The 12,928-nt window shown below is 51.1% G+C and carries 14 protein-coding genes; 5 read left to right on the forward strand and 9 right to left on the reverse strand.

Annotated elements, in window-relative coordinates; all coding sequences use genetic code 11:
* Window positions 1-3: 3 nt before the first annotated feature.
* Complete coding sequence (locus Pr1d_RS16065) at window positions 4-714, reverse strand: ParA family protein (protein WP_148074478.1); 711 nt, start codon at window positions 712-714, stop codon at window positions 4-6.
* A 581-nt stretch (window positions 715-1,295) separates the two neighbouring features.
* A complete protein-coding gene (locus tag Pr1d_RS16070; RefSeq protein ID WP_148074479.1) occupies window positions 1,296-2,828 on the reverse strand; it encodes a hypothetical protein in 1,533 nt (510 codons plus the stop codon).
* Window positions 2,829-3,737: 909 nt separating this feature from the next.
* On the opposite strand from Pr1d_RS16070, the gene Pr1d_RS16075 reads away from it, so the two are divergent.
* Window positions 3,738-5,165: a replication initiator protein A gene (locus Pr1d_RS16075; RefSeq protein WP_168205275.1), complete on the forward strand. Its 1,428-nt coding sequence runs from the start codon at window positions 3,738-3,740 to the stop codon at window positions 5,163-5,165.
* Window positions 5,166-5,236: 71 nt separating this feature from the next.
* Here Pr1d_RS16075 and Pr1d_RS16080 read toward each other — a convergent pair whose 3' ends face one another.
* Complete coding sequence (locus Pr1d_RS16080) at window positions 5,237-5,557, reverse strand: hypothetical protein (RefSeq protein WP_148074481.1); 321 nt, start codon at window positions 5,555-5,557, stop codon at window positions 5,237-5,239.
* A gap of 2,149 nt (window positions 5,558-7,706) precedes the next feature.
* Between Pr1d_RS16080 and Pr1d_RS16085 the strand changes: the two genes are divergently transcribed.
* From Pr1d_RS16085 to Pr1d_RS16095, 3 genes are all read left to right on the forward strand, one after another.
* Entirely contained in the window at window positions 7,707-8,465 is a 759-nt protein-coding gene (locus Pr1d_RS16085) for a hypothetical protein (protein ID WP_148074482.1), read from the forward strand.
* Between the two features lie 419 nt (window positions 8,466-8,884).
* Window positions 8,885-9,283 carry a type II toxin-antitoxin system RelE/ParE family toxin gene (locus Pr1d_RS16090; RefSeq protein ID WP_148074483.1) on the forward strand — a complete coding sequence of 133 codons (399 nt, stop codon included), beginning with the start codon at window positions 8,885-8,887 and terminating at the stop codon, window positions 9,281-9,283.
* 4 nt (window positions 9,284-9,287) lie between these two features.
* On the forward strand, window positions 9,288-9,611 hold the full coding sequence (locus Pr1d_RS16095) for a helix-turn-helix transcriptional regulator (protein WP_148074484.1): 324 nt from the start codon (window positions 9,288-9,290) through the stop codon (window positions 9,609-9,611).
* A 133-nt stretch (window positions 9,612-9,744) separates the two neighbouring features.
* Here the strand turns inward: Pr1d_RS16095 and Pr1d_RS16100 are convergent, their stop codons facing one another.
* Both Pr1d_RS16100 and Pr1d_RS16105 read right to left on the reverse strand, forming a co-directional pair.
* Window positions 9,745-9,978: a hypothetical protein gene (locus tag Pr1d_RS16100; RefSeq protein WP_148074485.1), complete on the reverse strand. Its 234-nt coding sequence runs from the start codon at window positions 9,976-9,978 to the stop codon at window positions 9,745-9,747.
* A 21-nt stretch (window positions 9,979-9,999) separates the two neighbouring features.
* Window positions 10,000-10,410: a hypothetical protein gene (locus tag Pr1d_RS16105; RefSeq protein WP_148074486.1), complete on the reverse strand. Its 411-nt coding sequence runs from the start codon at window positions 10,408-10,410 to the stop codon at window positions 10,000-10,002.
* Window positions 10,411-10,565: 155 nt separating this feature from the next.
* On the opposite strand from Pr1d_RS16105, the gene Pr1d_RS16110 reads away from it, so the two are divergent.
* Window positions 10,566-10,760, forward strand: a complete 195-nt coding sequence (locus tag Pr1d_RS16110; RefSeq protein ID WP_148074487.1) for a hypothetical protein — start codon at window positions 10,566-10,568, stop codon at window positions 10,758-10,760.
* Between the two features lie 70 nt (window positions 10,761-10,830).
* On the opposite strand, the gene Pr1d_RS16115 is transcribed toward Pr1d_RS16110, so the two are convergent.
* The 4 genes from Pr1d_RS16115 to Pr1d_RS16125 form a co-directional block, all read right to left on the reverse strand.
* Window positions 10,831-11,553, reverse strand: coding sequence for a 3'-5' exonuclease (locus Pr1d_RS16115; protein WP_148074488.1), 723 nt, complete (start codon window positions 11,551-11,553; stop codon window positions 10,831-10,833).
* Window positions 11,550-11,861 carry a hypothetical protein gene (locus tag Pr1d_RS16120; RefSeq protein WP_148074489.1) on the reverse strand — a complete coding sequence of 104 codons (312 nt, stop codon included), beginning with the start codon at window positions 11,859-11,861 and terminating at the stop codon, window positions 11,550-11,552. The genes Pr1d_RS16115 and Pr1d_RS16120 overlap by 4 nt, the downstream gene beginning before the upstream one ends.
* A gap of 336 nt (window positions 11,862-12,197) precedes the next feature.
* Window positions 12,198-12,320, reverse strand: a complete 123-nt coding sequence (locus tag Pr1d_RS26500; protein WP_261343760.1) for a hypothetical protein — start codon at window positions 12,318-12,320, stop codon at window positions 12,198-12,200.
* On the reverse strand, window positions 12,317-12,547 hold the full coding sequence (locus tag Pr1d_RS16125) for a hypothetical protein (RefSeq protein WP_148074490.1): 231 nt from the start codon (window positions 12,545-12,547) through the stop codon (window positions 12,317-12,319). The genes Pr1d_RS26500 and Pr1d_RS16125 overlap by 4 nt, the downstream gene beginning before the upstream one ends.
* Window positions 12,548-12,928 lie beyond the last annotated feature (381 nt).

A 12,928-nucleotide genomic window follows, 5' to 3' on the forward strand; every position in this document is an offset into this window, starting at 1 on the left:
TCCTTAGCTATACGCAGTAGTTGCCAATTTTTGACTAAGCCGACTGATGGCGGCGATCATGTCGCTCAATAGCTCAGCAAACAGTGAATTCAAATCTTCCTGGGCCGGGGACCGGCCTCCCTGGACAACGACCGAACCATTGATTCTGGCTGTTTGGAAAGCAGAACTATCTATCCGAACTTTTTGATTCATGATCTTCAGATTTGGAGTAATCGCATGAATCATGTCCACAATACTTTGGGGATCGCGTCCAGTACGGGTCCGACCATCAAGACAATTGATAATCACGCGGGCTTGGAGTAAGGGATTCTCTAGCCGGGCTACTTCAATAATCTGCTCAACGACAGACAGGGGCTCAATCGCATCAAACTCAGGTTTGACTGGAATAAGCACAAAATCGCTGTGTTTCAAGAGTTCAACGTTGGTTTGTGTGGTACTCTGAAAACCACCCGGTGCATCGGCGACTGTAAACTGAAACTGTTCGGCCAGTTGTGGCAGCAAGTCGCGTAGCTCTGCCGCGTCTGCCGGCTGATAGATGGGAATCTCTGGTGCCGCTTGCCCCACGCTCGTAGTAAGTGATTTATTGCCATATTCTCCGGCATCCAGGTCAATGGCTGCCACGTTATGGCCTTTTTGGTGGAGCCAGACACATAGATTGCTGGCGAGGGCTGATTTGGTGACGCCACCCTTAGTGTGTGCGAAGGTAATATTCATGACTACACCCTGACACAGAAATGTCGGATCTCACAAGAGGCTTTTTGAACGCTAACTCGTCCGGTCGCGCGACCGCGTGACCGAATGCACGGTCGCAGGAGAGCGCGTGCGAACCGTTTAGCGGATGCAGCCTCGCTCACGCGCTTCATGGTTTCAGCGAATCAGCTATTTCTCGCTGCAGCATTCGATAGAACGATGCAATCCAGAAACGATGCATCGACAATTCATCGGAAAGCTCGAACGACTGCTCGTAAAGTCGCGGTTTCGCCAACTCGCGAGAGCAGGCAATAGAAGGCTAAGGCGGTAGAAAGTTGGCCGTCCTCCGTGCATGAACGCTTGTTGGATTTGTCGTTGTGTCGACGAACCAATAATTGGGGAGCTATTAGAGTTGAACAGGTGCCATCAGTATCGATAGCTAAGCCGAGGGGGAATTGAATCTGAAAGCTCTTCCAAGTAGATGAATGGGCAATCTGACCAGTTTTGTAGGAGTTTGGGGCAATGTTTGGATTCTCAAAAGACATGTGGAGTCTGGAATAAGGCTGAGGTGGAATAAGCCATTTCAATCGAGGCCCACCTAGCTCTCATTCTTTTCGCCCAGCAGTTTGAGAGAGGGCACGTTTGACTTCTATGGGAGGTATTTTTCCAAGTAGATCGCGCAGGTCTTCAGCATCCAGTAGATCAAGCTGATGTATTAATGCTTTTGATGATGAGCGTTGTTTGGATTGGCCATTCGTCGCGCGCTCGGTCTGAACCGCTTTGATGCTTTTTTTCCAGGCAGATTCATGCACATCGAGTGATTTACGATTACGAACAACGACTTCGATAAGTTCCGTAAGTGCGTCGGTAAACCTGCGGTCACCGTCATAGCCAAAGATATGTGCGTGTTCGTGAAGATAAACCGCCAATGCCAGTGGAAAATCGGACTCGAAAACGCTTTCTGCAAAAAAGAGATCACGGGATTTATACTCGCGGCTTTGTTTGAGCTCCCCCAGGACAACCTCTGTTTTTGCCACAGTATAGTGCGTACGTTGACTTTCAAAATGAGTGCTGATACTAGGGGAGAGTTCACGCAAAACTTCGGCTAATGCGGCAAGACAATCCCGTTCCACGTCAGTGGGCGCACGAGAATTCTTGCGGTGGGTATCTTTCCTGGCTCGCTCACGAATTTTACGAAGATGCTTTTCTGCGGAAGTTGCCCCGAGAATCGAAAAATAGGCCGGCAGCCTCTTCTTGCCCTCCTGCTCCCACTCTTTTTCCAGCCGCCGGTACTCAATGGTGTCGGAGTCATTGTGCGGCTTCGAAGTGGCATAGTATTCGTCAAACAGCTCATTGTCAGTGGATGGGTACCGTTGTAGGTTTGCCAGAGTGGCCAGTAGAGGAACGCCACGTTCCCAGCGAGCTTTCGTTGCGAGCAGCAGATAGTCCATTACCTCGGAACGTGCATAACCTAATCCACCGACAAAGCGCCGATAAAACTCATCCATCAGCTTGCCACCAAAGGCCTTGCGATCGCGGTCTTTTTCGATGAGTTTTTCGATGTTCTTGTACTGTTTGTTGATGACTAAGACCACAGGAATGTCTTCAATTACCCCCCGGCGAAGATTGCGATAGAATACGTAGCCATCTCGTTTTTCTGACTCATAGAGTGCGAAGTCTTCATTATAAGATGTCCAGACACATCTCCCCAATAGTTCGTTTCCTTCGTAGAGGAAGTGAGTCAGACCTAGTCGCATGGCATCGATAAGTGGCCTTTGACAACCTGAAAGAATCAACCGGGTTCCTGGGATAGATTCCTCGATCTCAAAAAAGTCATAGACCACAGGGTATAAATTACTGTCTTTCACGGCAGGAGTATCAGCAATACGAAGTACGACTGCACTTTTTTCAGAGACTGCTACAGGAGTTACGTTGTGGTCACGTAGCAGGCACGTCGCTGCCGCCTTAAATCCTTCGCCGTACTGCCCAACGTCCTCTTCCCCCTTTTCGCTGCCCAAATAGAAGAGGCGTTCTAGTTCGTATGCAGTGGGAGCGGAAATCACAACAACGGTTCTGTTTTGTAGGGATACTTCAATTTGGTCCACGGCTTCCCGGTTGGCATCGAAGAAATTCTGCAAGATATCCCGGGCGATGAGATCTTCATCCCAGTTAACTCCCCAGGCTGTCGTAACTGCGCTCTCGACCGAGCGAACATGCTTCGCACGACCCGTAATACCAACCTTACGGAGAAACCCTGCACTGCCTTTGTCTGATCTTGCCATGTCTGCCACCCCGGATTGAGTTACATCATGAGTATATCTGCTCAGAGAACCGTAGCCAAACTAGCACTTGAGGAATGTCTCGTTTTGTCCCGTTTAGACATCTGGGAATGGCAATCGAAAAATCAGTTCGGTCTCAACTCACTCGAAGCGGCCAAGGCTCCTTAGGAGGTACCGTCTCTGAATTCAGAATGGCAAGGGAGAGAAGAATGCTTTTTTTGTTTCTGCAACTGCCTCGATATTTTCTCTTGCCAAAACAGACCGAACCGAGCTAGCGTTACTTCAAGTTGCTTGAAATAGCAAGGCAGAAATGACTCTTGGGGAAAGCTGCCTAAGCTTCAGGCATAATAGCTCCGCTTGGTGGAGCGGGAGTTTTTCGAAATGTGGCAGTGGTCCTTGCGAGCAAACCGAACATGCCAGGAGTTGTGTGGTGCTTCTCTGGTAGCCTGCTTGCGTGTAGTTCGTCAAGTAGTTTTTGTTGTCGCCACAGAGGAATATGTGTTTTTTCTGAATCCATTTCTGCCTCGAATAGCATCACACCAACTACCGGAAGTCTGTACAGCACTTACCGTAATCCCGTACAGGGAACTACCGTAATGCCATACAGGATCTACCGTAATTTGATACAGCAGCTACCGTAATCTGGTACAGGATTGTCGGTGGATTGCCAATGTGATCGGGGAGTTATGAGGAGACAATCTTGTTAAATAGATCAATCAAAACAACAACAAGGAATTCTGTGGTTGCTTTTTCCTTTTAGAGATGGTGATGGGAAAGGCAAAACACAAGCAGTCTCACGTGGAAGCGACTACCTCTGGTGTAGATGGCCTGAATCTCGTTGAGTTTCCTCTCTCAGTTCTTTCCACCACGGCTCCTAAAGGAGTGAAGACTCTTGAGTTCAACGAAACTAAATGGGTCAACGGTGAGCCGCTCCACCAAAAACTCACCATCACAGGTTCCGACAAATATGGCCTACCCACAATTACCCATCATAAGCTTCTTGTTGCTCTTTTGCAGTTATTCAATGAGCGGGGCAACTACGAAAATCCCCGGATCGAGTTCACCAGATATCAACTCTTGAAAAAACTCGGTTGGCCCGATGATGCCCACTATTACCGCCTGGCGAGAGAGTCCCTCAAGATCTGGAAGGGAGTCAACCTGTTCTATGAAAACGCCTGGTGGGTGGACGGCAAATTCAAAACCAAAGGGTTTTCGCTGATTGACGATTTTGAGTTGTTTGAAAAGAAGAGTCGGACTGGCAGACGAACGAAGCTTGAGCAGTCCGAAGACCCGTCTTATGTGGTGTTAGGGAGTGTCGTGGTGGAAGAGTTTCGCAAAGAACGCACGAAGGGCCTAGATTACCAGTTTTATCTGCGACTCAAGTACCCGGTGTCAAAACAGCTCTATCGCTATCTGGATAAGTGGTTCTGGTATTCCCCTAGATTCAGGCATCCTGACGTATTGGTCTTTGCTCGCGAGAAAATCGGTCTGAGTCGCAACTACGATGCGGCCAACTTGAAGCGTTTGCTCGACAAAGGGATCAAAGAATTGACTGCTCAAGGCTACTTGCGTAAAGACGTGTTTTCAAAAAGGTATACCGACACGGGTGGCATCGAACTTAGAAGGAGCGCTACTAAGCCACCTCAGCAGGAAGTAAAGCCAGCGACTTTTCTCGAAGCAGAACTGCAAAAACGGGGGGTGACTACAGGTAGATTCAAGCCGACTTGTGCCGGCAGTCTGGTGGATTCGTTTCCAGAGCCACTCATCACTGAAAAAATAGCGGTCCATGATTGGCTCCTGAAAAACTCGGATCCCAAAAACAAACAGAATCCAGCCGGCTATCTGGTAGATTCTATTCGCTACGGATGGCCAAATCCTGCCGGGTATAAGTCACAAGAAGAAAGTCAGGCAGAAGCCTTAGCGAGGCAAGGTGCGAAACAAAAGTTTGCTCAGCGACAACGCAAGCAAGAATTGGCGGAACAGGAACGCCAGCGAGCAGAGGAGGCAGCTTTCCAGGAATTTGTCGCAAAGTTGCGAGCGGAAGGAAACTACGATGATTTTGCCGACCGGTCTGTTCGCTCTGGACTTTTTAAGCACTATTATGACCAGAGTCTAAGAGATGGGAACTCCGCAGAAGCTCGCAAGTGGCAACTAAGGGCCATGAAAGCTCGCTGGCACAAGATTCGTGCAGCTTGACAGACATGGTACTGCGGCAAAAAAAGGTCTAGCTGGAGTGAGAGCGGCTAGAGCATAGACCTTTACTTTGGTTAGAAGTTGTCCGATTCAGTCGCAGCAGCTCCCACAGGGAGCTGAGATTCCGAATCACCATTAGCTGAGCGAGCTGCGTAGTCAACTTGCATCTGCTCGTACGCTTTTGTCTCCAGTTCTCGAAGAACGGCGATAACACGGGGGATATCGTCGAGCGAGAGATGGAGCACTTCGTTTTGCCATTTGTCATTCTGGTCTCTGTAAGACCGGGTAACACTTGGCGCATAAAACGCATTACCATTACCATCGAAATTTTGCCAGAGGGCTCCCTGGATATTTCGGCGGCGTGTTGCTTCTGTGAAGGGTCGTTTCTTAGCCATTGTAGAACCTCACTTTCAATTAAAAAAGAGAAAACACCTTGGCCCTTAAACCGCTCATTCACTCCGCTAGCCTGATCAGGATAATGGCACGTAGTTTCACACTAAGCAAATCTTTTCAACTCCTGTTTGATTTTAGGTGCCGTGGTCTGCTATGTTCCCCCTCGTCAGAGCGGCCATTGATCAGGAGTGGTTTGCTCGTGTTGTCAAGAACTGCAGAGAGGGCAATTCCCCCTCTCGACAGAAGATTGCACATCATCCAGACCGCGAACACGACCCGGTAAACTGGTCTTACCAGCCAGCTAAGGGGATGAGGGGAGTAATGACCCCAGAAACTGTGTTCATGGTGGAGCGGCGTGCTCCGAGAGGGGCTTGCGCCAGGGCGGTGAATCAAAGCATTGAAGCTTTGCCTTTTCACCCGTTTCAGCAAAAGGAGTAGGCAGGATGCTTGCTCGTGAAATGTGGACCCTACAGTAGCTCACTTTTTGCCGGAAAGGATTCCAGCAACGATTTGAGTTCAGCTCGAAGGAGGCTTGCGTGAAGTAATCCTTAAAGAGCAGCGACTTCCTCTGTTTCGAAGTCGCTGAAGTTTGAGAGTAATCTCCGCATTCGATCCTGTGAATCAAGGGACCAAGGCTTGTTTTAGTAAAAAGGTCCTTTGGGGATGTACGGCGACCGTGAAATGTTGCTTGCACTATCTACCAATCATGGTGCAAGTGGTCGTTACAGTGAGTCTTTGGAGAACAAAGGCTCAAACAACAAGGAAGTTGTTCCAAAGCAGGTACCATTGCCAAAGCGGCGTGAATCCTGCACACGGGGTTCGCTGTACTGAGTCTTGTTTCTCAGTATGGCCTTGTGGACCATCCAATGGGATGGCCTGTTCAACGTGTCACCCAATGCGGAGTTGTCATGGTGGGTTAGGCCCTCTTTGGGGCTGAACACCAGGCATCGCGTACCGAACTGTACGCGGGGGTTGCCAGAAAAGGGCAATCGGCAGAAGAGCTGAAGCATTACATGGGAGTAATCCCTATGGGTGTGGAACCTGGCAGAGCTGGGCAGTCAAACTGGGACCATTCAAGTGCGTGGGGTAAGCGGAGCCTACTACTCCGTATGCTGAAAGGTTTATCAGGTCGAAAGACCTGGACAGAGAGAGTCTCTGGTCGCAACTATGACCTGGGTTTAACCAGGCACATAGCGCATTTGAACCGTGGGTCATACCACTTACCGACAGGACTGCCAGGTAGGGCGAAGAGAGAGTTTCGCTCGCAATCTGGCTGTAACTAAACGGGGAAGCTTAAGCCGTAGTGTGTCGAGTTCATCACTCGGACTACTTGGGGGCTGGATACCTCTCTTCATGGAGGTCCAGTCGGTTACTACTCAAGTTGGAAGCTGCGGTACGGGAGTGTGGGTCAAGTAGAGGTTGCTAACGGGAAGCGATGGCTTTAACCCATCGTGGACTCGGCAAGAGGCAGTGAAGTTTCTTGAGCAAGGAGCGGGCCGGGAGAGATACCCGGGCACTGGAAGTTGGAATCTTCTCGTGTGGCGACAGTCCAAGGCTCTTGGCAGGTAACGCGTGGTGGCGACCAATTAAATGCCTACTCGAAAGACCCGACCATGAGAGTGCATGCCTTCCGGGGTATGTCCTCTGCAAAATTGGTCTGGATGATGGCTCTTTTCCCGGACAAGTGACGGCCAAAGGATTGGCGTCACTTGGAAGGGGAGGGGATTCGGTTTAACGGATGCTTCGCTATCGGACGAGATTTTCGGGTTTAACCGGGAATGTTTTCTGACGGTGACGAGACAGCATACAGGGGAGTTGCGCCTTGCGCCCGACAAATCTGTGGCTGGAGGTTTTGAGATGTTTTTTCAAACGACCCGTCATTACATGCCGGGGCGTATTTCTGGAGTAGACGCACCGGCATAAATCGGTGCTCTGAGGCTCTACAATAAGGCTGATGCAAAGGTTTAAACGGTTTGGTCAACAAGTGGCCAGAGGTTAAATCGTGGTGCCCGCGTTCAATAGGACGCTTCAGAAGGGGAAGAACGTTTACAAGAGGTTTACAGGGAAGGAGTGTGGCTTTTTTGGCAGTGGTTTGAGCCCAGTAATCAAACCGCTGCATCTTTCTTGAGTTGAAGTGAGGAGTAGTTCAATATGGCAAGAGAAGAGTATCGGTACCTGATTGATAATTTGGCGGGCTTGGTTCGCATCATCGAAAAAACCATCCACTACAAGCCGTGGTATGCCACAGGAGTTGTTTCAGAGCGATTTCGGGATTGTCCTTTGGAGCACGACCGGCGGATGATCAAGCTCTATGATACTGCTGCCCCCAAGTGGGACACCTGGCGGCGAAAAAAGCAGGGAATGGCTCGCTACAAGTATCTGCGATTTGAAAACACATGGTGGTTGTTTGCCAGTTCTGGGGAGCGATCCTTGATGGAAGAGCGTAATCAGGTGCATCACATTCGAGACGTTCCCATCAAGTTCGAGGGCTACTCGATTCGCCTGAGGCAGGGGGGCTTTGAGCGGAGAAGCCGGGAAGAGAGAATTCGTGTGAACCGTGAATGGGACACCTACAAAGAGGCCAAGGCGCGGGGTAAACATGCGGCCAAGCCTGCCAGAGCCAAGCGTCATCAGCGGCAAGTTGCTAGTGTGCGGATTGAACGCGGGGCACTGGAAGGGTTAGAGATGGAGGTCGTAAAACTGGCCCGCAAGGGAAAGCGTCATCAGGTAGCCACCTGGTTTTTTCAACTGGAATTCAGCCCCTACCGGCCTGTCTATGAACAGCAAAAAACGATCCTCCGCAAAGTCAACAAGGTGCTGGGAGCCCGGGGTATCGAAAAACTTCCTACCAGTATCATTCGCTGGAAACGGGAAAACACCCAGGCTTATGCTCGGATTGAGACAGTTTGACATGATATCCAATGTGCCGCATGTAGGCTTCCACGGTGTTGCCGCGTTTAAAGCGATGGATAGGGCCGTCGATGTCGTCTGGGATGCGGTCCAGGATGATGGGGTCTCGGTCGGGGAGTTCTCGTGAATTCGGCCAAGCGAAGAGCGTATTTGCCTCTTCGTACACGATTTGCCAGTCAGACCGGATGAGCGGCGGGGGGGGTAGCAAGGTCTCGGTCGCTACTGGCTCCGGTTCTGGCTGGTTTGCCGGAGCGGGATCGAAGTCTCAGGTCTTTTGAGTTTGCCTGGTTTTCTCCCGTGGCCCTGTTATGGGGCGGGGGAACCCTCTGTTACCTTTGGCCAGAACGCCCGTTTTGGCCGGAGTATTTTCCGCTGGACATTCACGAGCATGTATCGTAATATTACGATAGGAGCAAGGCATGCCAAGGACGACAATCATTTTTTTCCGAACTGCCGATGGTGAGGTTCCTTTTTTGACGTGGCTTGATGAGCTTCGCGATACGAACGATCGGGCATTTACCAAGTGCCTCTACATGGTCGATTTGCTGAGGCAGTTTGGCCATGAGCTTCGCAGGCCACAGGCCGACTCCCTCCGCGATGGGGTGTATGAGTTGCGGACCAAGGTCGGACGAGTGAACTACCGGGTGCTCTACGGTTTCGTAGGAAAGGATGTGGTTCTCGTCTCTCATGGCATCACGAAAGAGAAAGAAGTTCCTGATAAGGAAATAGACACGGCAGTGGCTCGGCTGGCGTTGTTTGAACAGAACCCAAAGCGGCACACGGCTGTTGACCAGCAAGCCGAGGATAAGGAGGAATAGAGGCATGGCAAAAAAAACCAATAAATCGACCGATGGTGTAAGCATTCTCAGAAGTCGCTACGACATTGATATCAGTTCCGACGAATCGGTTCAGCAGTGGGCCGAACCGTTCCGTGTGGCCCAGCTCCTTTTTGACGCCCGCACGGCGGCGGGCCTTACGCAAGGCGAGATAGCCGAGAAGGTCGGCACGACTCAGAGCGTGATTTCTCAGCTTGAGTCCGCTGATTACGAAGGGCACTCACTTTCGATGCTTCGCCGAATTGCGGCGGCTCTTGGCAGTCACGTAGAGATTCGCCTCGTGCCCGGTAGCAAAGAACCTGCGGCCTGATTCCAAGTGGAATCAAAATAGCAGTTCACCTTCACCACAGCTCGGGCAATGCAACCGGCATTGTTGCTCAAGGAAGCGGGGCTTATAGCTCTCCTGCGTCGCGATCTCGCTTTTGCAACGTATCTCTAGCTGATCAATTGGAGGGTGAAAATACCGTACCGTCAGGGAGCAACACGTCTCCCAGACTCAGCCCAAAGGCATTTTCCCAATCGGAGGTGAATTCGGCATTACCGGCTTGGCTTAGAAAGCCATAGGCATCGATGTCGGCCTGTACCTTGATACGAGCTTCCTTTAATGAGATCGCCTCAATCTCCACCGTGCCGTGGGCCGGCACATTGACGGTCACGGGAACACTCTGTTTTGGCATGGATCAATTACTCCTTGAAGGTTAGTAGTCGTTGGGATCCGGATAAGGTTTGGGTGGTGGGGATTGTCGGCGAGATTTGGAACAAGCCTGTTCATTGCCACGAATTATAACTTTCTCCTCTCGTGTCGGCTGCGGTAAGCTACGGGTTGCTTGATTCACATACTCCACCACAGTTGGCTCTGCTTGGAAAAAGTCAGCCGTGAGTTTCTCCAGGTGCTTTTTCGCCGCTTGCCGGGCACGAGTCTGCTCTTCGTAGTTCCAAAGGTCCATTTCAGGGATGATCACCGCTTGCCCAGTGCGAGGATTGACCCAATAGACCCCTAGTCGAACAGAAAGTTTTTGCCTTCCACCAACAATCGCTGAAAATATCTGATAAGCGGTCCGTTGGCCGATTTTTACCATAGGGCTTACTGGAGTGCGTTGTTTTGTCATATTGACTTCCTCTCTTGGTTTCTTTGCTAGATCTTGCGACATGCCTCTCCGCTAGTCAAATCTATCTGCGTCAATTCCCTGAGTTACTCAGTCTGTACTTTCACAATCGAAAAAGAGCGTTGCTTGGGGTGACAAGAGGGAGGTAAAATTGAGGCATGAGTCTACAAGTCAACCACCCTGACGAGTTTGCCAAAATGGTCCTAGAACGATCCGAGGCTAAGGGTACTTCACCAGAGGCTGTTGTGATTTCTGCGGTGCGAGAAATACTCGCCGGTGAGGAAAGACTCAGTGATGAGCTTGCACCAGTGGCAGAAGCGTTTACCAAGAAGGAGATGACAGAAGCTGAGTGATCCGATTTGCTTGAGAAAGAAAAACACGACATGCGTCAAGGCAGGTGATTCGCGTGGCCTTTGACTAGCTTTAGTTGGCCATCTCTCTTACCACAGCGTTGATTGCCCGATTCAGAATGTTGCGGAGTGACAGGCCAGTGACTCCTGAGAGGTGGTCTAGATACAGCCGTTGATTGGCAGTGAGTGCCAGAATTTGGCTCTTGAGCACCCGGTAGAGTTCAATCGTCGCTCGAATATCGTTCATTGCCGTGTGGTCTGGCGTAGTCCGTACCCCAAAATACTCAGCCAGCGTGCCAAGCTTATAGTCCGCAGGAGGGGTGAGCGAGTGGTCTTCTTGAAACAGCCAGAGGGCACGCTGCAAAGTACAAAGTGCTTGGCGAGCAGCAGGCAAATACTTGTAGTGCTGACGATACCAGCCGTGCAAAAATCCCACATCAAATGCCGCATTGTGGGCCACAAGTTTGGCGACGCGAAAATGGCTACCATCTTTCTTGCGCAGATCCACGGTGGCGTGCCGCCTCAAGTAGTCCGCAAAATAGATCGTGACAAGTTCCGAGGGGATCGACGTCATCGCCCAGACATCCGGGTCGAATTTCTTGATGCCGAGTGCCTTGGGGTCACACCTAGCAGGATCGAATTCGACATTCATCTCAAACGATTCAATCTCAGAGAGTGATTCGGCATCCACGGCAATGGCGGCGATCTGGATGACTGGATGGCACGCTTCGACATGGAGCCCGCCCGTTTCGAGGTCGACAAAGACGAGCCGTTCCGCCGTGAGTGCAGCAGTCATCGGGCAGTCTCAGCATGATTGGCGACGGTGACCATCTGGTCACGTGTCCGCTTAAGGCACTCTGCTGCGGCAATTTCCGCGACGCGGACGCTTGCCTCATGGTGCCGCGGAAGCAGTTTATCTGTGCGAAGTCTCTTCTTCCCGAACGGGTACTCTCTTACGACTCGGTAGTAGTGGTATTCAATCTCCGGGTCCCCGTAAGTCGTTCCCTGCCAGACTTCTGCGACAATATCGCTATCCTCCTGGTCGGCAATCCGCTTAAGTAGTTGGTCTTTGGGTTTGGATGCCTGTTTGCGTTTTGTTTCCATAGTGTACTTCTCCTACGAAGGTAATCAACACAATATAAAGCTTACCCAGAGGTAAGCAACTTTTTCTCAATGCAGTTCGCCACCTCACCTTCTGGACGAGTTGCCGACTCAGGTTGAAATCTTTCGCCATCCGTTGGTGGATGCAGCAAGCAACTCCCAGTCGAGTTATTCCCGGTAGGTATCGTGGTAAGAATCTCACACTCCACGGATCAAGCAACGAATCGCTGGAGCACTCAATGGAGAGGTCAGGCAGCATGGCGCGGCTGGCAACTCAACCTCTCGTAACGTTGGGGGATGATGGTCCCAGGCACACGTTGCGGAGCAAAAAAACTCTCCCTACGCTTCCAGTACCCGGTCTCTCACCGAGAGCGGCATCCCACACCACTGGCAAGTTGTTGCCAACTGCCACTGCGTAATGCGATACCACTGGGCTGCTGCTGCTTTGGGAAGTGAGTTCATGGTGTCACCTCCTCGTCACCCAGACAAACCACGTACTGCGGACCAACTCCTGAAAAACTAATCCGTTCTTCGAGAGGCCCCCCGGTGGCGTCATTGGCAAAAACTTCGTGTTCTAGCACCTCGACCATTGCTTGAGAATGGTCCTGCTCAGGTGTTTCAGGGTAGTAGTAGTAAATCGTGCTGCCATCTCGGTAATGGAGTACGACACGATATTCTGTCTTGGGCATCGCCCACCTCCTTTCGTGTAAGTGAAAGCACAGTGATCGGCACACCGAAAGACGTGGCGGCGAGTCGTCTCGCCAACTTGCCACGCTGAGCAGCAACCGAGTATTCGGTCCCGGCAGGGACGACAAGGTCCCCATCGAGTCCCCTGATGACTGGTTCTGGGTAAATCAGAAACCGACCTTGTTGGTCCCGATCCGCACGAGCCGTGTGTAAGACGTGCTCGAGTGCTGCGGGACTTCCCATCCAACCCGACATCACCAACCTCCTTTGATCTAAAAAGTAAAACCCATAATGCGCGCAATGCTCCTGGCCTCACGCACCAGCCAAGGGCTGCTCCGCGAGACCACCGCCTACGATGAGTCCGTCTACGCCACCAAAGATGT

Source organism: Bythopirellula goksoeyrii, assembly GCF_008065115.1.
Taxonomy (GTDB): Bacteria; Planctomycetota; Planctomycetia; order Pirellulales; family Lacipirellulaceae; genus Bythopirellula; species Bythopirellula goksoeyrii.